Raw genomic sequence first — 20,149 nt, 5'->3', positions numbered from 1 at the left:
CTCACTGCGTATCGTCAGGCGTTTTTACGCACTTTAATGGTGGTAGCCAGCCGGGATGGGCTTTCGCCCGAACTCTTCATTGCGGATGAGATACGCGCTGTTTCCACGCACACCATCGTTTTATAACCCTCATTGGCCATGTCTCCCATACTGCATGACAGTGCAGGGCCAGGGTTCCACGTGACAACGTCACTATGGTGGTGGTGGTAGACTTCGATGGTACGCTGACCGACAGTATCGGTGATAACGCTACAGTCTTCAGGTTGGGTATACACGCGATCGACCCGATCGGGGTAGGTTTGCCTGCCGGATGCAGAGTTTCCCTCAGCCCCGTCACTGACCTTATCAATATAGGGGTGGCCAAGCCCACTCACTTCAACACCGGCGATGTCGGCAACGTTAAAGTAGCTGTGCAGCGCGGCCGTTGCCTCAAAGTCTCCGTGCGCCTCCAGTTCAATTTCAAGGCGATCGCTGAAGCGGAAGCGCGCAATCAGGGTGAAATCATGCGGCCAGAGCTTTTTCGTGCGCTCGTCACTTTCCAGCACGAAGGTCAGCATCACGCTCTCTTCATTCTCATCGTGTGCTGACAGCGTCCAGGGCAGACTACGCGCAAAGCCATGAGCGGGTTCACCTGCCGGACCAAACCACGGCCAGCAGACAGGCACGCCGCCCCGGATGGCTTTCCCTGCGGTAAAGGCTGTCTTCTCGCTCAGCCAGATAACGGGCTTTTCACTACCAGGCTGCCAGGCAATCAGATGCGCGCCCTGTAAGGTGATGGCCGCCCTGACTTTTGGATGAACAATGGTTAAAAGGGGCAGGTCGCCTATTTTTCTCTGCGAAATATAGGGGGTGATCTGGTCAGTAACCGCCAGGGAAAAGAGTTTTTCGCTCATGAGGAAACCTTTTTCAAGCCGATAAAAAAAGGGCGACCGGAGTCGCCCTGATTAGTCTTTCAGCTGCTTATTTAGCAATGTGAGAGATCAGATCCAGAACTTTGTTTGAATAGCCCGTTTCGTTGTCATACCAGGCAACCAGTTTGACGAAGGTGTCGCTCAGGGCGATACCTGCTTTGGCATCAAATACAGAAGTCAGAACTTCGCCGTTGAAATCGGTAGAAACCACGTCATCTTCGGTGTAGCCCAGAACGCCTTTCAGTTCGCCTTCAGAAGCCGCTTTGATTGCATCACAAATTTCTTTGTAAGAGGCAGGCTTAGCCAGACGAGCAGTCAGGTCAACCACGGAGACGTTTGGCGTAGGGACGCGGAAAGACATACCGGTCAGTTTGCCGTTCAGCTCAGGGATCACTTTACCTACGGCTTTTGCTGCGCCGGTAGAAGAAGGGATGATGTTCTGAGATGCGCCACGACCGCCACGCCAGTCTTTGTGAGACGGGCCATCAACGGTTTTCTGGGTTGCAGTGGTTGCATGCACGGTGGTCATCAGCGCTTCAACGATGCCGAACTTGTCGTTGATCACTTTTGCCAGCGGTGCCAGGCAGTTAGTGGTGCAGGATGCGTTAGAAACGATGTCCTGGCCGTCGTAAGACTTGTGGTTCACGCCCATAACGAACATTGGGGTGTTGTCTTTAGAAGGACCGGTCAGTACGACTTTCTTCGCGCCAGCCTGAATGTGCTTACGTGCGGTTTCGTCGGTCAGGAAGATACCGGTTGCTTCAGCAACAACGTCAACGCCGATTTCGCCCCATTTCAGGTTAGCTGGATCTCTTTCAGCGGTAACACGAATGGTTTTGCCGTTAACAACCAGGTGGCCGTCTTTGACTTCTACAGTACCGTCGAAACGGCCATGGGTAGAGTCGTACTTCAGCATGTAAGCCATGTACTCGGCGTCCAGCAGATCGTTGATTGCAACGATTTCTACATCAGAACGCTGCTGAGCAGCACGGAAAACGATGCGACCGATACGGCCAAAACCATTGATACCTACTTTGATAGTCATATATTCCACCAGCTATTGGTTAGTGAATAAAAGGTTGGCTGTAAAATTACAAAAACCTTACCAGGCGTCAAGCGGAATCGCTTCAATTGTTGCGACAAATCAAACCAGCGAGCAGGAATAATTTATCTGAAAGCATGATTCGCGGCACCCGTTAGAACCTAATCTTGGGCCTTCCTGCACGAATATAAAGGGGCAGGGGTATCAAAGAGTGATCTGAATCACATAATCGTCTGCTTTTACTTTCAGATATCTCTGTAAGCGAAAAAATCCCCTGACGTTGTTATGTATTTGTTAGAATGATAGACATTATCCAGAACACACCGCCAGAGAGTATCGATATGGCTAACAAACATCTGAACCCAGAAACCGATTTGAACGAAGTACAGCGTTATGTGACCCAGGAGCGCGGTACCGAGAGACCCTTTACCGGCAAGCTGCTGCATAACAAAGGCGAAGGGCTGTATCACTGCCTGGTGTGCAATTCGCCGCTGTTCCTGTCGGAAACCAAGTACGACTCCGGCTGCGGCTGGCCCAGTTTTTACCAGCCCGTCAGCGATGATGCTATTCGTTATATTGAAGATGACACTCACGGTATGCAGCGTATCGAAATTCGCTGCGGCAGCTGTGATGCCCACCTGGGGCACGTATTTCCGGATGGTCCTCAGCCTACGGGCGAGCGCTACTGCGTCAATTCCGCTTCGTTAAGCTTTTCTGACGAAGAAGGCAACAACATTAAAGGATAGCGGCAATGGTGTTGGATGAGATGATTAATGCCATGACGCCGGATGTTTACCAGCGTCTGCTGACTGCCGTTGAAACGGGTAAATGGGCCGACGGCGTCGCGCTGACGGATGCGCAGAAAGAGAACAGCCTGCAGCTGGTGATGATGTGGCAGGCGAAATATAATGAGCAGCCGCAGCATATGAGCATTGGCAAGGGTGGCGAGATGGTGACAAAAAGCAAAAGAGAGCTTAAGGAAGCGTTTGGCATTGTGGATGACAACGTCACCCGCATTAAGCTGCAATAAATTATTCCTGGAGGAATAATTGTCGCTGGTTTACGCCACGATCCCCGGTTAAATCCCGGCAGCAGGTTTTACCGGAGCGTTCCTTCCGCCCCATCAGCATTGATAAGCAGCGCGCCGCTGGCCGCCATTTCCGCCAGCGCCCGCTCACCGTCACCCGCTTCCAGATTCACACCCCGACACCCTGCGACAACCACGCTGACGCGATAGCCCAGCCTTAGCGCGTCCAGCACGCTATATTTCACGCAGTAATCGGTCGCCAGGCCCATCACCGTTAGCGCCGTCACCCCCTGCGATTTTAACCAGCTGTCCAGGCCGGTCTGGCTGCGCTGGCCATTGTCAAAAAAGGCGCTGTAGCTATCTGTGCGGGGATCCGTTCCCTTATAGATCTGCTTGACGAGCACGCTGCGATTAAGCTCAGGGTGCAGCTCTGCCCCCTTACTCCCCTGAACGCAGTGATCGGGCCACCAGACCTGGGGCAGCCCATCCAACTCCCCCATGGTCCAGGGCACTTCTCCGGCATTTGAGGCGAAGCTGCCGTGGTGATGCGGGTGCCAGTCGAGCGTGGCGACCACCGGCTGACCACGCTGGTGAAAACGCATCGCAACCTGATTTGCTACGGCGATAACCGCATCACCTTCCTCCACGGCCAGCGCGCCGCCGGGACAAAAGTCATTCTGTAAATCAATGAGTAACAGTGCCTGCTGCGTTTTCATTATGGTTCCTTATTTCTCGTCTGGCGTCAGTTCGCCGCGCAGATTAACCTGCATCAGCTGACGTACCCTGTCGCTCGAAAGGCCCTGTGACAGTAAAAAATGGAGCTTGGTCAGCGTCGCCTCGACGGTCAGATCGTAACCGCTGATCACCCCTGCAAGCGCCAGCGCGTTGCCGGTGGCATAACCGCCCATATTGACCTTACCGGACATACACTGAGTCAGGTTGATAACCACTATCCCGCGCGAGGAAGCCTCTTTAAGCTCCTTCAGGAAGGCAGGGTTTTGGGGGGCATTACCTACACCGTACGAGCGCAGAATCAGCGCCTTTACCGGCTGCAGGAGAAAATTACTGACCACATCGGCTGAGATACCGGGATATATCGTCACCACGCCAACCGGCTGCGGGGTAATCGGATGCACGATCAGCTCACCCTCGCCGTGGGGAGCTGGCGGGGTGTTCAGACGGCGGATATGAATACCGGCTTCAAGCAGCGGGGCCAGATTGGGTGAGGCGAACGCATTGAAACCGTCGGCATGTGCCTTGGTCGTGCGGTTACCGCGATAAAGCGTATTGTTAAAAAACAGAGATACTTCATTTATCGGGAAGTTCGCCGCCACAAAGAGTGCATTCAACAGATTCTGTTGTCCGTCGGAGCGGAGTTCCTCAAGCGGAATCTGTGACCCTGTCACAATTACCGGCTTGGCGAGATTTTCCAACATAAAAGAGAGCGCAGACGCGGTGAAGGCCATGGTATCGGTGCCGTGCAGGATCACAAAGCCGTCATAGCGATGGTAGTTCTGACGAATATCATCGGCGATGATTTGCCAGTCCTGCGGGGTCATATCCGATGAGTCAATCAGTGGCTGATACTCATGGATGGTAAAGTCAGGCATTTCGGCGCGATGAAACTCGGGCATATTTGCCAGTTGGGTCTGCAGATGCCCAGACACCGGAATATAGCCCTGGGAAGAACGCTGCATGCCTATGGTTCCACCCGTATAGGCCACGTAGATAGATTTCTTTTGCATGTATAAGCTCTGGCCTGTCGTACAGGCGCATGACAGGAATAGGGGTAAAGGCAGCCCGACGTGATGCCGGGCTGCCACCGGGTTATTTCACCTGACCACAGGTCAGGCAGATGGCATAGCGATTTTGCGGATCGTTAAGGTTATCAAACAGGCCGGGCTGATCCCTCATTGCCGCCATGGTGTCCATAACCGGCGCGGGCAGCCACACCTTCAGGACATCAGGCAGCGCGGCGCGAATTGAGACATCCATCTGACTGAACAGCATATCAAGCATGCCCGGATCGTCCTGATACCAGTTTAGCTGGGGCTGTTTCAGCTTAGCCAGCTCGGCCGCTTTGGCAACGGCATCGTCAAAGTCGCCCAGCGCGTCAACCAGTCCGTTTGCTTTGGCATCGCTGCCCGTCCAGACGTGACCCTGAGCGATCTGGTCGATCTGCTCCGGGGTTTTATTACGGGCCTGCGCCACCAGATTAAGGAAGTTTTTATAGCCGTTCTCAATGCTCAACTGCATCATCTGCTGAACTTCAGGCGGGAGCGCCTTAGTGGTGGCCACATCGGCCAGCGGCGAGGTAGACACGCCATCCGTATGAACGCCAATCGCATCGAGTGAGTTTTCGACGGTATTAATCACGCCGAAAATCCCAATCGAGCCGGTCAGGGTGTTCGGGCTGGCAATGATGTAGTTGGCCGGGGTGGAGACCCAGTAGCCGCCCGATGCCGCCAGGCCGCCCATGGAGACGACCACCGGTTTACCTGCGGCCTTCGCCGCCGCCAGCTCTTCGCGAATGGTTTCGGAGGCTGTTACGCTGCCGCCGGGACTGTTAACGCGGAAAACAATGGCTTTTATCTTCGGATCCAGACGTGCCTGACGAATTTCCATCGCGGTGGTATCACCCCCCACGGTGCCCGCCGTCTCGTCGCCATCCATGATCGCACCGTTAGCCATAATTACCGCGATATTGCCGTCGGCTGACTGCTGATCTTTGACCTGATAGTCGTAGATGCTGGTACCGTTGAAATCTTTTGCTTCTTTATCCCAGCCGAAAACTTTCGTCAGCTGCTGATCAACCGCTGAGCGCGAGGCTAACTCATCCACCAGCCGGGCATTTTTGGCGTATTCAGCCGTGTCGCCGCCGGTTTTCTGTAGTGCATCGAGCAGGCCCTGCGCACCCGGGAAAACCTGATCCGGGGTGATCTGACGGTTGGCCGCCAGGGTATTGAGATAGTTTTGCCACAGTTCGCCCATCCAGCGGCTGTCCGCCTCGCGCGCTGCCGGAGACATATCATCCCGCAGGAACGGCTCAACGGCCGACTTGTAGGTCCCCACGCGGAAGACGTGTGATGAGACCTTCAGGTTATCCAGCAGTGACTTATAGTAGAGTCCGTTAGTGGCAAAACCGTGGATATCCACCGTACCCTGTGGGGAGAGATAAATTTTATTGGCGAAGCTGGCAAGGTAGTACTGTGCCTGACTGTAGCTGTCACCGGTGGCGTAAATCTGTTTACCGCTGTCGCGAAACTCGCGCAGGGCCTTACCCATATACTGGAGCGAGGGCTGATCGGCACCGGCGAAATCGCGCAGATCGAGCACCATGCCAGTAATATTGGCATCGCCTTTCGCCTGGCGGATGGCATCCACTACGTCAAACAGCGAATTCTCCTTCAGGCGGTTGCTGTTGGTACCCAGCAGCTGGCGACCAAGTTTGCTGAGCTTATTGCTGACGGAGGGCTTATCGACCACCGTGCCGCTCAGATCAACAATCAGTGCGCCTTTAGGGGATTGTTCCGGCGTGGCAGGGCGGCTGAACTGAACGTAAACTCCAATACAGATCAGAATCAATACCACCAGAAACAGATTGAGAATGAACTCACGGACGAAATTCAGCAGTCGCCAGGTCCATTTAAAAAAACCAGCGATTGCTCGCCACAAAGTGCGCATATTATCTCCATAATCGCGGTAAAAAAGCCCGTTTCACCGGGTGCAAGAGCGCACGAACGGCGAAACCGGAGCAGGTTGGTGACATCCTAATTAGCCAGGGCGCTATTGTCAGCAGGAAAAAGCGCCATGCTGTAACAAATCATCATCCTGTGCTAGTTTCTGCTAAATCAGAATCATTATCAGGAGAAATTTATGGATGCGCTGGATTTAGTGGTTAACCGTCGTTCTGCCTCGCGGCTCAGTGAACCGGCGCCTGCGGGTGAAGCCCTGGAGAATATCCTTCGTGCCGGTATGCGCGCGCCCGACCACGGCACGCTCCAGCCGTGGCGCTTTAGCATTATCGAAGGCGCAGGACGCGAGCGCTTCAGCCAGCTGCTGGAAACGACGGCCCGTCAGGATGATATGGATTTAAAGGCCATTGAAAAGGCAAAACAGTCCCCGTTTCGCGCGCCGATGATCATCACCGTTGTAGCGCGCTGCGAAGACCATCCGAAGGTCCCGCGCTGGGAGCAGGTGGTTTCCGCAGGCTGTGCGGTGATGGCAATGCAGATGGCCGCGCTGGCGCAGGGGTTTAACGGCGTCTGGCGTACCGGTGCCTGGACTGAGCATCAGGCGGTGCGCGAGGCGTTTGGCTGCCGCGAGCAGGATAGCCTGGTGGGTTTTCTGTACCTTGGTACGCCCCAGCTCAAATCTTCCACTACCGTTCTTCCGCCCGACACCGCTCCATTTGTCAGTTATTTCTGAGTGACAGCGGGTCACAATCCCTGCAGGCTTGTGACCCGCTCTGCAATTTGTCGCGATAATAAGCAAACGGAGCGGCAATTATGCGCCCGGACTTACCACGCTTAGCCTGACAGGTTACCATTGCGGGCCATGATACCCGCGCCCGCGTCGCGGGTCAGTTGAGGTGCACGCCACAGGGCGACACCGGGTGAACTGATGCCGCGGTACGCCGTGCGTTCAGTAACAGAAATTGTAAGTTAAGCAGGATGTCATTTCGCATGCGTTTGTTTATTGCCGAAAAACCCAGCCTTGCCCGCGCGATAGCGGATGTATTACCTAAGCCGCACCGCCGGGGCGAGGGCTACATTGCCTGCGGACCGGATAATATGGTGACGTGGTGCGTCGGGCACCTGCTGGAACAGGCGCAGCCGGACAGCTATAACAGCCGCTATGCGCGCTGGTCGCTGGCCGATCTGCCGATTGTCCCGGAAAAATGGCAGCTACAGCCGCGGCCTTCGGTAGCAAAACAGCTCAATGTGATCAAGACGCTGCTGGAACAGGCGACTGAAGTGATCCACGCCGGGGACCCGGACAGGGAAGGGCAGCTGCTGGTGGATGAGGTGCTGGATTATCTGGCGCTGCCGGCAGGCAAGCGCGAAAAGGTGCAGCGCTGCCTGATTAACGATCTCAACCCCCAGGCGGTTGAACGGGCGGTGGGGCGGCTGCGTGAAAATCGCGAATTTATCCCGCTGTGCGTCTCTGCGCTGGCGCGGGCGCGGGCCGACTGGCTTTACGGCATTAATATGACCCGTGCCTACACGCTGCTGGGGCGCAATGCAGGCTACGACGGCCTGCTGTCCGTAGGTCGGGTACAAACGCCGGTTCTGGGGCTGGTGGTACGGCGGGATGAAGATATCGAAGGCTTCGTTCCAAAAGATTTTTACGAAGTTAAGGCGCATATCGTCACGCCCGCTGATGAGCGATTTGTCGCGCTATGGCAGCCCAGCGATGCCTGCGAATCCTGGCAGGATGAGGAGGGGCGTTTGCTGCATCGCCCGCTGGCAGACCATGTGGTGGCGCGTATTGGCGGTCAGCCTGCCCACGTCACCAGCTATAACGACAGGCGGGAAAACGACACGGCGCCGCTGCCTTTTTCTCTTTCCGCGCTGCAAATCGAGGCGGCGAAGCGCTTCGGCCTTAGCGCGCAGACCGTGCTTGATACCTGCCAGAAGCTTTACGAAACCCATAAGCTGATCACCTACCCTCGTTCGGACAGCCGTTACCTGCCGGATGAGCACTTTGCCGGGCGTCATGCCGTTCTCAACGCGATAGGTGTACACCAGCCCGATCTGCAAACGCCTGCCGATTTTGACAGCGACCGCAAGAACCGCTGCTGGGACGATAAAAAAGTGGATGCGCACCATGCAATTATCCCGACGGCACGCGGCGGCACCCTGCGCCTTAGTGAAAATGAAAGCAGTATCTACCGGCTGATCGCCACCCAGTATCTGATGCAGTTTTGTCCTGATGCCGTCTACCGCAAATGCGTGATTGAACTTGATATCAACGGCGGGAAATTTATGGCTAAGGCCCGATTTCTGGCCGAAGCGGGCTGGCGTGCGCTGCTCGGCAGTAAAGAACGGGATGAGGAAAATGACGGCACGCCGCTACCGGTGGTGGCAAAAGGGGATGAGCTCCTCTGCGAGCGCGGAGAAGTGGTGGCGAAGCAGACACAGCCGCCCAGACCCTTTACCGATGCCACGCTGCTCTCAGCGATGACCGGTATTGCGCGCTTCGTCCAGGATAAAGATCTAAAGAAAGTGCTGCGTGCGACCGATGGTTTAGGGACAGAGGCTACGCGCGCCGGGATTATTGAGTTGCTCTTCAAACGGGCTTTTTTGTTTAAAAAAGGGCGCTATATTCATGCCAGTCCCGCCGGGCGGGCGCTGATCCACTCGCTGCCAGAGATGGCAGCCAGACCGGATATGACTGCCCAGTGGGAGTCCACGCTGACTAAAATCAGTGAAAAGCAGTGCCGCTATCAGGATTTTATGATGCCGCTGGTAGAGACGCTGCATAATCTGATTTCGCAGGCCCGGCAGCAGCCCGCCGCGCATGCATTCCGTGGCCTTCCTGCGGCAGAAAATCGTAAAAAACCGGCGCGTCGCAGGGCGTCCAAAGCGAAGGAAACTGAGTAATGAGAAGAAATGCCGTAGTGATGCTGTTTGCTGCGCTGCTGTTAAGCGGTCAGGCAGCGGCAACCAGTCAGAGCCTGCACGTTGGCGGCGGGCAGGGCAGTGACGTCAGCAGTGGATACGGGTCAGGCGGCGGCTATGTGCCCGCAGGCAGAAACAATACCGGCGTGGTGGTAGATATGCCGCCAGAGGCGTGGACGCAGGGGCAAAACAGCAATCAGCCGCCGTGTCTGCGCTGCTGTACCTGGGAGAATCGCAGCTATACCGAAGGATCGGTGGTGAAAATGGAAGGGGTACTTTTGCAGTGCCGCCGCGACGAACGCTCGGTCGGCACTAACAACCTGACCTGGCAAACGCTACATCAGAACTAACGATTAACCGGGCATTCGCCCGGTCAGATTAACGGACTAATCAAAATTAAACTGCGCCCAGACCGGCGCATGGTCGGAGGGTTTTTCCATTCCGCGAATGTCATAGTCAATACCGGTTGCGACGCAGCGTTCGGCCAGTGGCCTGCTGGCCAGCAGCAAATCGATACGCAGACCGCGATTATCGTCAAAGCCTTTTGAGCGGTAATCGAACCACGAGAAGCGATCGCTGACCTCAGCGTTCTGCGCCCGCCAGGTATCCACCAGGCCCCAGCCCATCAGCCTGTCCATCCACTCCCGCTCTTCAGGCAGAAAAGAACACTTGCCGGTGCGCAGCCAGCGCTTACGGCTGTCTTCCCCGATGCCGATATCGGTATCGGCGGAACTGATATTCATATCACCCATAATCAGTACCTGATTCACGGGCTTTTGCTCCGTCTCAAGGAAATTCTGCAGGTCGCGATAGAATTTTTCCTTCGCCGGGAATTTGGTGGGGTGGTCACGACTCTCCCCCTGCGGGAAATAGCCGTTGATCACCAAAATATTTCCTGCCGGACTGGGGATCTCGGCCATGATCAGGCGGCGCTGGGCGTCTTCTTCATCTCCCGGGAAACCACGTCTGACGGTGAGAGGCTCGGCTTTCGTCAGCAGGGCGACGCCGTAGTGACCTTTTTGCCCATGATAAAAGACGTGGTAGCCGTGGCTGGCGACCTCATCAAGCGGAAACATATCGTCGTGAACCTTGGTTTCCTGCAGGCCGATGACGTCAGGCTGATGCTGCTCAATAATGGCGGCCAGCTGGTGAGGACGGGCGCGCAGCCCATTGATATTAAAAGAAACAAATTTCATGGCGGAGGCCGTCTTTACGAAGGAATAAGCCCGGATGGTAGCAGAGTCTGGCGGTATATGTCATCCGTCATGCTCAGCCGGCGCCCGGTCATCTGCTTATCTACATGGCTCCACCTGCATCGCTATCAGCAATCGCTATTATCGCTATCAGCAATCGCTATTAAGGTGTAGGTGAAACTGCGGCTAAAGTGCGGCATGTAGGTGGGTAAAGGTGTAGATCTGGATTAAGCGGGGGAGGTCGTAATGGTGGTGGGGGAAGGATTCGAACCTTCGAAGTCGATGACGGCAGATTTACAGTCTGCTCCCTTTGGCCGCTCGGGAACCCCACCAGGGGAAGCGTATTACAGTATCAAATCTGAAACTTCTCATCCTTTACCTTGCGGTGCTGGGATGGCCTGAAAAGCGCTAACAATACGGCTGGTGCGAATGGTGGTGGGGGAAGGATTCGAACCTTCGAAGTCGATGACGGCAGATTTACAGTCTGCTCCCTTTGGCCGCTCGGGAACCCCACCACTGGCCTTGCTCGCTCTGTTCACTCAAGCGGGGCGCATCATATCAGATGAAATACGGGTGTAAACCCCGCGCGCCCCGAATATCAATCGTTTGCCGCTTTTTTGCCCTGACTGCTGCATTGTCAGTCAAAAAAGCCTTTTATGCCATGACAGACCAGGGCATTACAGGATAATCGTGCGGTTGCCATAAACGAAAACGCGCTGGGCAAGCACCTGATAAAGCGCGCGACTCAACGCATTTTTTTCAACGTCGCGGCCGGCACGCATCATATCCTCGGCCGTATAATTATGATCTACGTGGATCACTTCCTGGATAATGATAGGACCTTCATCAAGATTGTCATTCACGTAGTGCGCTGTGGCGCCAATAATTTTGACGCCACGTTCATAAGCCTGGTGATAAGGGCGGGCTCCGATAAAAGCAGGCAGAAACGAGTGGTGGATATTGATGATTCGATTGGGGTAGCGCTGAACAAATGCTGGCGTCAGTACGCGCATATATTTTGCCAGCACCACGTAATCGGGCTGAAAGCGATCAATTTCCGCAGCCATATTGTTATCGTGCTGGTCGCGGGTCAGACCTTCGTGGCTCTGGAAAATAAACGGAATATCAAAGCGCTCGACCAGCGTGCGCAGGGTTTCATGGTTGCCAATGACTGCTGCGATCTCAACATCCAGTCCGCCGTAGGCGCTTTTCATCAGCAGATCGCCCAGGCAGTGCGCTTCCCTGGTCACCAGGATAACGATGCGGCGACGTCCGGCCGAATTCAGCTCACGTATCGAACCCTCTGGCAGCGCGCTGTCTAAATCGGCCAGCAGCGTTGCGTCATTGAAAATGCCTTCCAGCTCGGTACGCATAAAGAAACGCCCGGTACGGTGATCGACGAACTCATTGTTCTGCACAATGTTCAGCTCGTGCTTGTAGCAAATGTTGGTGATTTTTGCGATCAGCCCTTTGGCATCCGGGCAGATTGTTCTTAAAACTTTTCGTTGCAGTGTTTGCGGGTGCATTGCGATGGGGGTCCTGTCGAAGCAATTCTTGTGTTAATGGCGAACGCTACTGGCCGCAGCATTTCTTAAATTTTTTACCTGAGCCGCAGGGGCAGCGGTCATTTCGTCCCGTTTCAGGGAATGTTCCGTCGATATAGTACCAGCGTTGTTCCTCACGAAGAAAGCGTGAACGTTCACTTATAAAGCTATGACGCTGATTTTCAGAGAATCTGGCAAAAAATGTAACAAACCCTTCAGAAGAATCCCGTGGTTTTTTTGCTTCAATAATATGTAAACTTAACCACCGGGTAGTGGCAAAGCTTGCTTCAAGCGCCGGGCGAAAGCTCTCTGCGCCGCAGGAAGGGTGCCAGGTCGCGATCAAATAATTCGCGTTTTGCATCGCATAAGCGGTATAGCGCGAACGCATCAGCGTTTCAGGCGTTGGGGCTATTGCCATATCGTTTAGATAGGGGTGGCAACATAGGCTATACTCCAATCCGCTACAGCAGGGGCAAGGGTCTGACACATTGACTCCGATAGAAAAATTAAGATGCTGATTTAAAACCAGGGCACCATGGTAACCGAGCAGCAGGGATGATGCTATTTGTAACTCAAGTCAACGCCAGAGGTGGGATGAGAAAGGTTAAAATCGGACTGGCGCTAGGTTCAGGCGCTGCCAAAGGATGGGCTCATATAGGCGTTATACATGCGCTGGAAAGGGCAGGTATAAAAATCGATGTCGTTGCGGGCTGTTCCGTCGGCGCGCTGGTGGGCGCGGCTTATGCCAGCCATCGGCTGCCGCTGATGGAGACCTGGGTGCGGTCGTTCAGCTACTGGGATGTTATCCGTCTGATGGATTTCTCATGGCGTCGGGGTGGGTTGCTCAGAGGCGAACGCGTCTTCAATCACGTCAGGCGGCTGGTGCATCACGACAAAATCGAACAGTGCGCCCTGCCTTTTGGCGCGGTCGCAACGAATCTTAGCACCGGCCGTGAGCTATGGCTTACTGAAGGCGATCTGCACCAGGCCGTTCGAGCCTCCTGCAGCATGCCGGGTCTGCTTGCGCCCGTTAGCTGGAATGGTTACTGGCTGGTGGATGGCGCGGTCGTCAACCCGGTGCCCATCTCTCTGACCCGTGCGCTGGGGGCGGATATCGTCATCGCCGTTGACCTGCAGCATGACGCGCATCTGATGCAGCAGGATCTGCTGTCCGTTACGCCCAGAAATGAAGAGGAGGCCAGCCAGTCGGTCCATAGCTGGGGAGGAAGGCTGCGACAAAGTCTGGCGAAAAAAGTGCAGCGCAAGGTTAACCAAAGCCCAGGCGCGATGGAAATAATGACCACATCTATCCAGGTGCTGGAAAATCGCCTTAAGCGAAACCGCATGGCTGGCGATCCACCGGATATACTGATACAACCCTTTTGCCCGCAAATCTCCACGCTGGACTTCCACCGCGCGGAAGAGGCAATTGAAGCCGGCAGGCTGGCCGTTGAGAAAAAAATGGATGAATTACTTCCCCTGGCCCACCAGAATGCGCTGCCGGATGTTTGAATGAGAATACGAAAGGTAATTCTGACGGGCACGGATGTTGATTATGAGCCACTATTGAGTTATCTGCTGTGTGAGGGGGGATAATGGACAAACCATTAACGGGAAAACAGATTCTGATTGTTGAAGACGAGGTCGTTTTCCGCTCTCTGTTGGACAATTTTCTTACTGCGCTTGGCGCAACAAACATACTGGCAGATGATGGCCTGCAGGCGCTGGAAAAAATGAACCAGCTAACCCCCGACCTGGTTATCTGCGATCTTGCCATGCCCAGAATGAACGGGCTTAAACTGGTAGAACATCTGCGCAGTAAGGGCAGTGCAGTGCCTATTCTGGTTATCTCCGCCACCGAAAACATGGCGGATATCGCGCGCGTACTCCGTCTTGGCGTGCAGGACGTGCTGCTGAAGCCGCTTAAAGACCTGGACCGCCTGCGGGAGGCGGTTTACGAATGTCTCTATCCCTCTATGTTTACTTCGAAAGTTGAAGAGGACGAACAGCTGTTTCAGGACTGGGATGCGCTGGTGCGCGACCCACAGGCCGCTGCCAAACTGCTCAAGCAGCTACAGCCGCCGGTGCAGCAGGTTATCGCCAACTGCCGTATTAATTACCGCCAGCTGACGATGGCCGAGCAGCCGGGTCTGGTCCTGGATGTGGCAGCCCTGTCGGAAAAAGATTTGGCTTTCTACTGTCTTGACGTCACGCGCGCCGGGGATAACGGCGTGTTAGCGGCGCTTCTGCTGCGGGCGTTATTCAATGGGCTACTCCAGGATCAATTATCGGGCCAGGCTCCGCGTCTGCCTGAATTAAACGGCCTGCTAAAACAGGTTAATCTGCTGCTTCGGCAGGCCAATCTAAAGGGACAATTTCCTTTACTGGTTGGTTACTATCATCAGGGTTTAAAAAATCTGATTTTAGTCTCCGCAGGTTTAAACGCCACGCTCAACGTTAATACCCATCAAATTCAGCTGAGTAATGGTATTCCCCTTGGCACGCTGGGTAGTACGCATCTTAACCAAATAAGTCAGCGGTGTGACACATGGCAGTGCCAGGTATGGGGTGCGGGCGGCAGACTGCGTCTGATGTTGACGACGGAATAACCGTTTAAGGGATTATTTTGCGCCGTGCGGGATTAGCAGGGCCAAAAATTGGCTTTACACTTGGGTAATAATCTTAATTTACGCTGAAATGGTTTAACCAGGATAAATCCACCCGTATACAACTGGTATACTCATCTCGTTTTTAAACTCGACATATCAAGTAATAACTTGAACGGCCTAAAGAGAGGTACTTTGATGTCTGCCTATAAGTCTAAAGTAAAAAAAGCGGTAATCCCTGTAGCAGGTTTGGGTACGCGTATGCTGCCAGCAACCAAAGCAATTCCGAAAGAGATGTTGCCGCTGGTTGATAAGCCGTTAATTCAGTATGTCGTTAATGAGTGTATCGCAGCTGGAATCACAGAGATTGTGCTGGTGACGCACTCCTCTAAAAACTCGATTGAAAACCATTTCGATACCAGCTTTGAGCTGGAAGCTATGCTGGAAAAACGCGTTAAGCGCCAGCTGCTGGAAGAGATCCAGTCTATCTGCCCTCCACACGTCACCATTATGCAGGTGCGTCAGGGTCTGGCGAAGGGTCTGGGCCATGCGGTCATGTGTGCCTATCCGGTTGTCGGTAATGAGCCTGTGGCCGTTATTCTGCCGGACGTGATCATTGACGAATACGAATCAGATTTGGCGAAGGATAACCTGGCCGATATGATGCGTCGCTTTGATGAAACGGGCCACAGCCAGATCATGGTTGAGCCAGTGGCAGACGTAACCGCCTACGGCGTTGTTGACTGCCAGGGTGCAGAGCTTAGCGCGGGTGAAAGTGCGCCTATGGTTGGTGTCGTAGAGAAACCAAAAGCGGATAAAGCACCGTCTAATCTGGCCGTTGTGGGTCGTTATGTGCTGTCTGCGGATATCTGGCCTCTGCTGGCTAAAACCCCTCCGGGTGCGGGCGACGAAATTCAGCTTACCGACTCCATTGCCATGCTGATGGATAAAGAGACGGTTGAAGCCTATCACCTGAAAGGCATTAGCCATGACTGTGGTAACAAACTGGGCTATATGCAGGCTTTCGTAGAATACGGCGTACGTCATAATACGCTGGGCAGCGACTTTAAAGAGTGGCTTGAAAGCACTGTTGGCAATAAAAAATAAGTTTAATTTCTAACCGGGACAATTCAATGAAAGTCACCGTATTTGGTATCGGCTATGTTGGTCTGGTTCAGGCTGCGGTTCTGGCCGAAGTCGGACATGACGTTCTTTGCATCGATGTCGACGAAAATAAAGTCGAAAATCTGAAGAAAGGGATCATTCCAATATTTGAGCCAGGCCTGACGCCGCTGGTTATGCAGAACTATGAGGCAGGTCGCCTTAAGTTCACCACTAACGCGGAAGAGGGCGTTAACCACGGCGTTATGCAGTTTATTGCCGTAGGTACACCACCGGATGAAGACGGCTCTGCCGATCTGAAATACGTTACTGCCGTGGCGCGCACCATCGCGCAGCATATGAATGGCCACAAAGTGGTGATTGATAAGTCAACAGTGCCCGTGGGTACCGCTGACAGAGTGCGTGCAGTAATGGAAGAAACGCTGAAAAACCGTGGTGCTGAGTTCGCGTTTGACGTGGTATCTAACCCGGAATTTCTGAAGGAAGGTGCTGCGGTAAACGACTGCATGCGTCCTGAGCGTATCGTGGTGGGTACGGATAATGATGAGGTGGTGGAACTGCTGCGCGAGCTTTATGAGCCGTTCAACCGTAACCATGATCGCATGATCCTGATGGATATCCGTAGCGCTGAGCTGACCAAGTATGCGGCTAACTGCATGCTGGCCACCAAAATCAGCTTTATGAACGAAATTTCCAACCTGGCAGAGCGTTTGGGTGCAGACGTAGAGAAAGTTCGTCAGGGCATTGGTTCAGATTCCCGCATTGGCTACTCGTTTATTTACCCAGGCTGCGGTTATGGCGGTTCGTGCTTCCCGAAAGACGTTCAGGCCCTGATCAGAACCGCAGAGCAGATTGGTTATAAGCCGCGCCTGCTACAGGCGGTAGAAGACGTGAATGACTCGCAGAAAACCAAGCTGCCAGCCTTTATCAAGCGTCATTTCGGTGAGAATCTGGAGGGTAAAACCTTCGCGCTTTGGGGCCTGTCCTTTAAGCCTAACACCGACGATATGCGTGAGGCTTCCAGCCGCGTGCTGATGGAATCTCTCTGGCAGGCGGGTGCATCCGTGCAGGCGTTTGACCCGGAAGCGATGGACGAAGCGCAGCGTATTTATGGCCACCGCAGCGACCTTAAGCTGATGGGAACCAAAGAAGCGGCCCTGCAGGGTGCTGACGGTCTGGTTATCTGTACCGAATGGCAGAGCTTCCGCGCGCCAGATTTCGATGTTATCAAAAATGCTCTTAAAGAAGCGGTGATTTTTGATGGTCGTAACCTGTATGATCCTGAAAGAGTCAGCAAGCGCGGGTTTGTTTATTATGCAATCGGCCGCGGTGCTTCAATACAAATTGCATAATTAACGAGGGCAGTATGAAATATCTGGTTACCGGCGCAGCAGGCTTTATAGGGTATCACGTCGCACAACGCCTGCTCGCTGCCGGTCACCAGGTTGTCGGTATCGACAACCTGAATGACTATTATGATGTAAACCTCAAGCTGGCCCGCCTGGCGTTAATTCAATCCTCTAACTTTACCTTTATCAAATGCGATCTTGCCGACCGCGAGGGCATTGCCCAGCTGTTCCGTAATGAAGGATTTGACCGCGTTATCCATCTGGGAGCACAGGCTGGTGTACGTTATTCGTTGGAGAATCCTCTGGCTTATGCTGACGCTAATCTGATAGGGCATCTGAATATTCTTGAGGGATGTCGTCATCATCAGGTGGGGCATCTGCTGTACGCCTCTTCAAGCTCGGTATATGGTCTTAATCGCAAGCTGCCATTCTCGACGGATGACAGCGTGGACCATCCCGTTTCGCTGTATGCGGCGACGAAGAAAGCCAATGAGCTGATGTCCCACTCCTACTCCCACCTGTATGGCATCCCAACCACCGGCCTGAGATTTTTTACCGTCTATGGGCCATGGGGGCGTCCGGATATGGCACTGTTTAAATTTACGCGTGCCATGCTCGCCGGTGAGAAAATTGACGTCTATAACAACGGTCAGATGCGACGTGATTTCACCTATATCGATGATATTGCTGAAGCCATATTTCGCCTGCAGGACGTTATCCCGCAGCCCGATCTAGACTGGACGGTAGAAGAGGGCAATCCTGCGAGTAGCTCAGCGCCTTACCGTGTTTATAACATTGGTAACAGCCAGCCGGTTACGCTAATGGCCTATATTGAGGCGTTAGAAAAAGCACTGGATATCAAAGCTGACAAAAATATGATGCCTATGCAGCCCGGCGACGTATTAGAAACCAGTGCGGATACCGCAGCACTCTTCGACGCGATTGATTTCAAGCCTCAGACGGGCGTGGAGACCGGCGTCGCGCGGTTTGTTAGCTGGTATCGTGAGTTTTATAAGGTTTAACAGCAGACGGTAAATAAAAAAGGAAGCTTATGGCTTCCTTTTTTTGTGGCTATCAGAAACACCACGGAGGGTAGAACGTTGACACCATTAAAATGTGGCCTGTAACGTAGACACGTTTAAATGCCGTCAGACTTCAATTTACAGCAGGAAATCATCAAGAGATTTGCCGTCATCAAGGGCTTTCTTGATTACAGCGGGCGTACGGCCCTGGCCGGTCCAGGTTTTGGATTCGCCATTCTCATCAATATATTTATATTTAGCCGGGCGCGCAGCACGCTTCGTTTTACCCGGTGCTTTAACAGCAGCCAGCGTTGACAGTAATTCGTTAGGATCAATACCGTCTGCAATCAGCATTTCACGATATTGCTGCAGTTTGCGGCTACGTTCTTCATTCTCTGCCTGAGCATGGCTCTCTTCTTCGCGGCGCTCGTTAACAACAACTTCTAACTTTTCCAGCATCTCTTCCAGAGTTTCCAGCGTACATTCTCTGGCTTGCGCACGCAGGCTACGAATGTTGTTCAGAATTTTAAGTGCTTCGCTCATTGTCTAAATCTCAAAATTATAAAAAAGTGGGGGGCTGTTTTGCCTGATAATAATAGAGGGCGTTAATCCTAACTGCAATAGATAATTTTGTAAGGAATTCAGAATAACAAGTCACTCCTGCATTTACGGCTCTTAATAATGCAGTGAGAAAGTAAATTGAAAGGCAATATCACTCTGTAACCCCCCCTCGCTGACAGCTGCCATTTAGTAGATAAACAGCCTGTAAATTGCCTATTTGTGACAGCATATGAGATCACCTTTTCAGTGGGTATACCGGCTAACTTTTAGAAAAGTCAGTGGATAATCACAGCATACATCCCATTTATTACTAAGCTATTGCAGGGAAATTGTTAAGGAGGACATCTTTAGCGCGGCTTAAAAAATCAGCCTGACCGCCTGTAGCAGAGACATAAACATCTTATGGGGATTATTAACCTCGGCTACTGTGTAGCGGTACGCCGCCCGGAGGGCTTGTGATACACTTTACGGCCTAACACGAATCCTGTTTCTGGAGTCGAGCACAATGGCTCAGCTGTATTTTTACTATTCTGCTATGAATGCAGGTAAATCAACTGCCCTGTTGCAGTCATCCTACAACTACCAGGAGCGCGGTATGCGCACGCTGGTCTATACCGCTGAAATAGATAACCGTTTCGGGGTGGGTAAGGTCAGTTCCAGAATTGGACTTTCATCTCCTGCAAAATTGTATAATAACGAGACTGCATTGTTTGATGAAATTAACGCTGAGCAGAGTATTGAACCCGTTAACTGCGTGCTGGTAGATGAATGTCAGTTCCTGACCCGCGATCAGGTTAAGGCGCTTTCCAGGGTAGTGGATAATCTTGATATACCTGTACTGTGCTATGGCCTACGTACAGATTTTCGGGGAGAGTTATTTACCGGCAGCCACTACTTACTTGCCTGGTCAGATAAGCTGGTTGAATTAAAAACCGTTTGCCACTGCGGGCGTAAAGCTGGAATGGTATTAAGGCTGGATCAAAATGGGGCACCCTTTAAAGAGGGGGAGCAGGTCGTCATTGGTGGAAATGAGCGCTATGTTTCCGTCTGTCGTAAGCATTATAACGCGGCAATTGAACAGGGTTGTCTACAGGCTATTCACGGTAAAACCGGCAATAAGGGCAGTAGCTGATCCGGGCTATTCTGGTA

The 20,149-nt window shown here is 53.2% G+C and carries 20 protein-coding genes and 2 tRNA genes; 11 read left to right on the top strand and 11 right to left on the bottom strand.

Annotation, left to right across the window (positions count from 1 at the left end; translation table 11 throughout):
- Positions 1-14: 14 nt before the first annotated feature.
- The gene (locus AAGR22_RS12060) at positions 15-893 is read right to left on the bottom strand and encodes a D-hexose-6-phosphate mutarotase (protein ID WP_067701353.1); all 879 of its coding nucleotides are present in this window, start codon (positions 891-893) and stop codon (positions 15-17) included.
- Between the two features lie 67 nt (positions 894-960).
- Positions 961-1,956 (bottom strand): glyceraldehyde-3-phosphate dehydrogenase, encoded by a 996-nt coding sequence (gene gapA, locus AAGR22_RS12055; RefSeq protein WP_345827716.1) that lies wholly within the window; start codon positions 1,954-1,956, stop codon positions 961-963.
- Between the two features lie 338 nt (positions 1,957-2,294).
- On the opposite strand from gapA, the gene msrB reads away from it, so the two are divergent.
- Together msrB and AAGR22_RS12045 are read left to right on the top strand one after the other, a co-directional pair.
- On the top strand, positions 2,295-2,699 hold the full coding sequence (gene msrB, locus AAGR22_RS12050) for a peptide-methionine (R)-S-oxide reductase MsrB (protein WP_067701359.1): 405 nt from the start codon (positions 2,295-2,297) through the stop codon (positions 2,697-2,699).
- Positions 2,700-2,704: 5 nt separating this feature from the next.
- Positions 2,705-2,983, top strand: coding sequence for a DUF1315 family protein (locus tag AAGR22_RS12045; protein ID WP_067701362.1), 279 nt, complete (start codon positions 2,705-2,707; stop codon positions 2,981-2,983).
- Positions 2,984-3,051: 68 nt separating this feature from the next.
- Here AAGR22_RS12045 and pncA read toward each other — a convergent pair whose 3' ends face one another.
- The 3 genes from pncA to sppA all read right to left on the bottom strand — a co-directional run bounded on the left by pncA (position 3,052) and on the right by sppA (position 6,664).
- Positions 3,052-3,696 carry a bifunctional nicotinamidase/pyrazinamidase gene (pncA, locus tag AAGR22_RS12040; protein WP_345827712.1) on the bottom strand — a complete coding sequence of 215 codons (645 nt, stop codon included), beginning with the start codon at positions 3,694-3,696 and terminating at the stop codon, positions 3,052-3,054.
- Positions 3,697-3,705: 9 nt separating this feature from the next.
- The gene (gene ansA / locus AAGR22_RS12035; RefSeq protein ID WP_345827710.1) at positions 3,706-4,725 is read right to left on the bottom strand and encodes an asparaginase; all 1,020 of its coding nucleotides are present in this window, start codon (positions 4,723-4,725) and stop codon (positions 3,706-3,708) included.
- Positions 4,726-4,807: 82 nt separating this feature from the next.
- Entirely contained in the window at positions 4,808-6,664 is a 1,857-nt protein-coding gene (gene sppA / locus AAGR22_RS12030; RefSeq protein WP_345827708.1) for a signal peptide peptidase SppA, read from the bottom strand.
- A 192-nt stretch (positions 6,665-6,856) separates the two neighbouring features.
- Here sppA and AAGR22_RS12025 point away from each other — a divergent pair, with 192 nt between their 5' ends.
- The 3 genes from AAGR22_RS12025 to AAGR22_RS12015 all read left to right on the top strand — a co-directional run bounded on the left by AAGR22_RS12025 (position 6,857) and on the right by AAGR22_RS12015 (position 9,953).
- Positions 6,857-7,408, top strand: coding sequence for an NAD(P)H nitroreductase (locus AAGR22_RS12025; RefSeq protein ID WP_067701374.1), 552 nt, complete (start codon positions 6,857-6,859; stop codon positions 7,406-7,408).
- Positions 7,409-7,665: 257 nt separating this feature from the next.
- On the top strand, positions 7,666-9,585 hold the full coding sequence (locus AAGR22_RS12020; protein ID WP_345827705.1) for a DNA topoisomerase III: 1,920 nt from the start codon (positions 7,666-7,668) through the stop codon (positions 9,583-9,585).
- Entirely contained in the window at positions 9,585-9,953 is a 369-nt protein-coding gene (locus tag AAGR22_RS12015; protein WP_345827703.1) for a DUF1496 domain-containing protein, read from the top strand. The genes AAGR22_RS12020 and AAGR22_RS12015 overlap by 1 nt, the downstream gene beginning before the upstream one ends.
- Before the next feature lie 36 nt (positions 9,954-9,989).
- On the opposite strand, the gene xthA is transcribed toward AAGR22_RS12015, so the two are convergent.
- The 5 genes from xthA to AAGR22_RS11990 all read right to left on the bottom strand — a co-directional run bounded on the left by xthA (position 9,990) and on the right by AAGR22_RS11990 (position 12,827).
- Positions 9,990-10,799, bottom strand: a complete 810-nt coding sequence (gene xthA / locus AAGR22_RS12010) for an exodeoxyribonuclease III (RefSeq protein ID WP_345827701.1) — start codon at positions 10,797-10,799, stop codon at positions 9,990-9,992.
- A 244-nt stretch (positions 10,800-11,043) separates the two neighbouring features.
- Positions 11,044-11,128: transfer RNA gene (locus AAGR22_RS12005), tRNA-Tyr, on the bottom strand.
- A 98-nt stretch (positions 11,129-11,226) separates the two neighbouring features.
- Positions 11,227-11,311 (bottom strand) — tRNA-Tyr (locus AAGR22_RS12000).
- Between the two features lie 162 nt (positions 11,312-11,473).
- Positions 11,474-12,322 (bottom strand): formyltetrahydrofolate deformylase, encoded by an 849-nt coding sequence (gene purU / locus AAGR22_RS11995; RefSeq protein ID WP_067701387.1) that lies wholly within the window; start codon positions 12,320-12,322, stop codon positions 11,474-11,476.
- A gap of 46 nt (positions 12,323-12,368) precedes the next feature.
- Positions 12,369-12,827: a YchJ family protein gene (locus tag AAGR22_RS11990; protein ID WP_345827697.1), complete on the bottom strand. Its 459-nt coding sequence runs from the start codon at positions 12,825-12,827 to the stop codon at positions 12,369-12,371.
- A 107-nt stretch (positions 12,828-12,934) separates the two neighbouring features.
- On the opposite strand from AAGR22_RS11990, the gene rssA reads away from it, so the two are divergent.
- The 5 genes from rssA (at position 12,935) to AAGR22_RS11965 (ending at position 18,439) form a co-directional block, all read left to right on the top strand.
- The gene (rssA, locus tag AAGR22_RS11985; protein ID WP_067701392.1) at positions 12,935-13,852 is read left to right on the top strand and encodes a patatin-like phospholipase RssA; all 918 of its coding nucleotides are present in this window, start codon (positions 12,935-12,937) and stop codon (positions 13,850-13,852) included.
- An 83-nt stretch (positions 13,853-13,935) separates the two neighbouring features.
- Positions 13,936-14,949: a two-component system response regulator RssB gene (rssB, locus tag AAGR22_RS11980; RefSeq protein ID WP_067701395.1), complete on the top strand. Its 1,014-nt coding sequence runs from the start codon at positions 13,936-13,938 to the stop codon at positions 14,947-14,949.
- 195 nt (positions 14,950-15,144) lie between these two features.
- Positions 15,145-16,053 carry a UTP--glucose-1-phosphate uridylyltransferase GalU gene (gene galU, locus AAGR22_RS11975; RefSeq protein ID WP_067701398.1) on the top strand — a complete coding sequence of 303 codons (909 nt, stop codon included), beginning with the start codon at positions 15,145-15,147 and terminating at the stop codon, positions 16,051-16,053.
- Between the two features lie 26 nt (positions 16,054-16,079).
- Positions 16,080-17,420, top strand: coding sequence for a UDP-glucose/GDP-mannose dehydrogenase family protein (locus AAGR22_RS11970; RefSeq protein WP_345827694.1), 1,341 nt, complete (start codon positions 16,080-16,082; stop codon positions 17,418-17,420).
- A gap of 14 nt (positions 17,421-17,434) precedes the next feature.
- Positions 17,435-18,439 carry an NAD-dependent epimerase gene (locus tag AAGR22_RS11965; RefSeq protein ID WP_345827692.1) on the top strand — a complete coding sequence of 335 codons (1,005 nt, stop codon included), beginning with the start codon at positions 17,435-17,437 and terminating at the stop codon, positions 18,437-18,439.
- A 138-nt stretch (positions 18,440-18,577) separates the two neighbouring features.
- On the opposite strand, the gene hns is transcribed toward AAGR22_RS11965, so the two are convergent.
- Positions 18,578-18,982 (bottom strand): histone-like nucleoid-structuring protein H-NS, encoded by a 405-nt coding sequence (gene hns, locus AAGR22_RS11960; protein ID WP_067701407.1) that lies wholly within the window; start codon positions 18,980-18,982, stop codon positions 18,578-18,580.
- Between the two features lie 523 nt (positions 18,983-19,505).
- Between hns and tdk the strand changes: the two genes are divergently transcribed.
- On the top strand, positions 19,506-20,132 hold the full coding sequence (gene tdk / locus AAGR22_RS11955; protein WP_067701410.1) for a thymidine kinase: 627 nt from the start codon (positions 19,506-19,508) through the stop codon (positions 20,130-20,132).
- Positions 20,133-20,149: the final 17 nt, after the last annotated feature.

It is taken from the genome of Erwinia sp. HDF1-3R, from assembly GCF_039621855.1.
Classification (GTDB): Bacteria; Pseudomonadota; Gammaproteobacteria; order Enterobacterales; family Enterobacteriaceae; genus Erwinia.
Note: the sequence above shows the minus strand (reverse complement) of the source record. Positions and strands in the feature narration are given on the sequence as shown.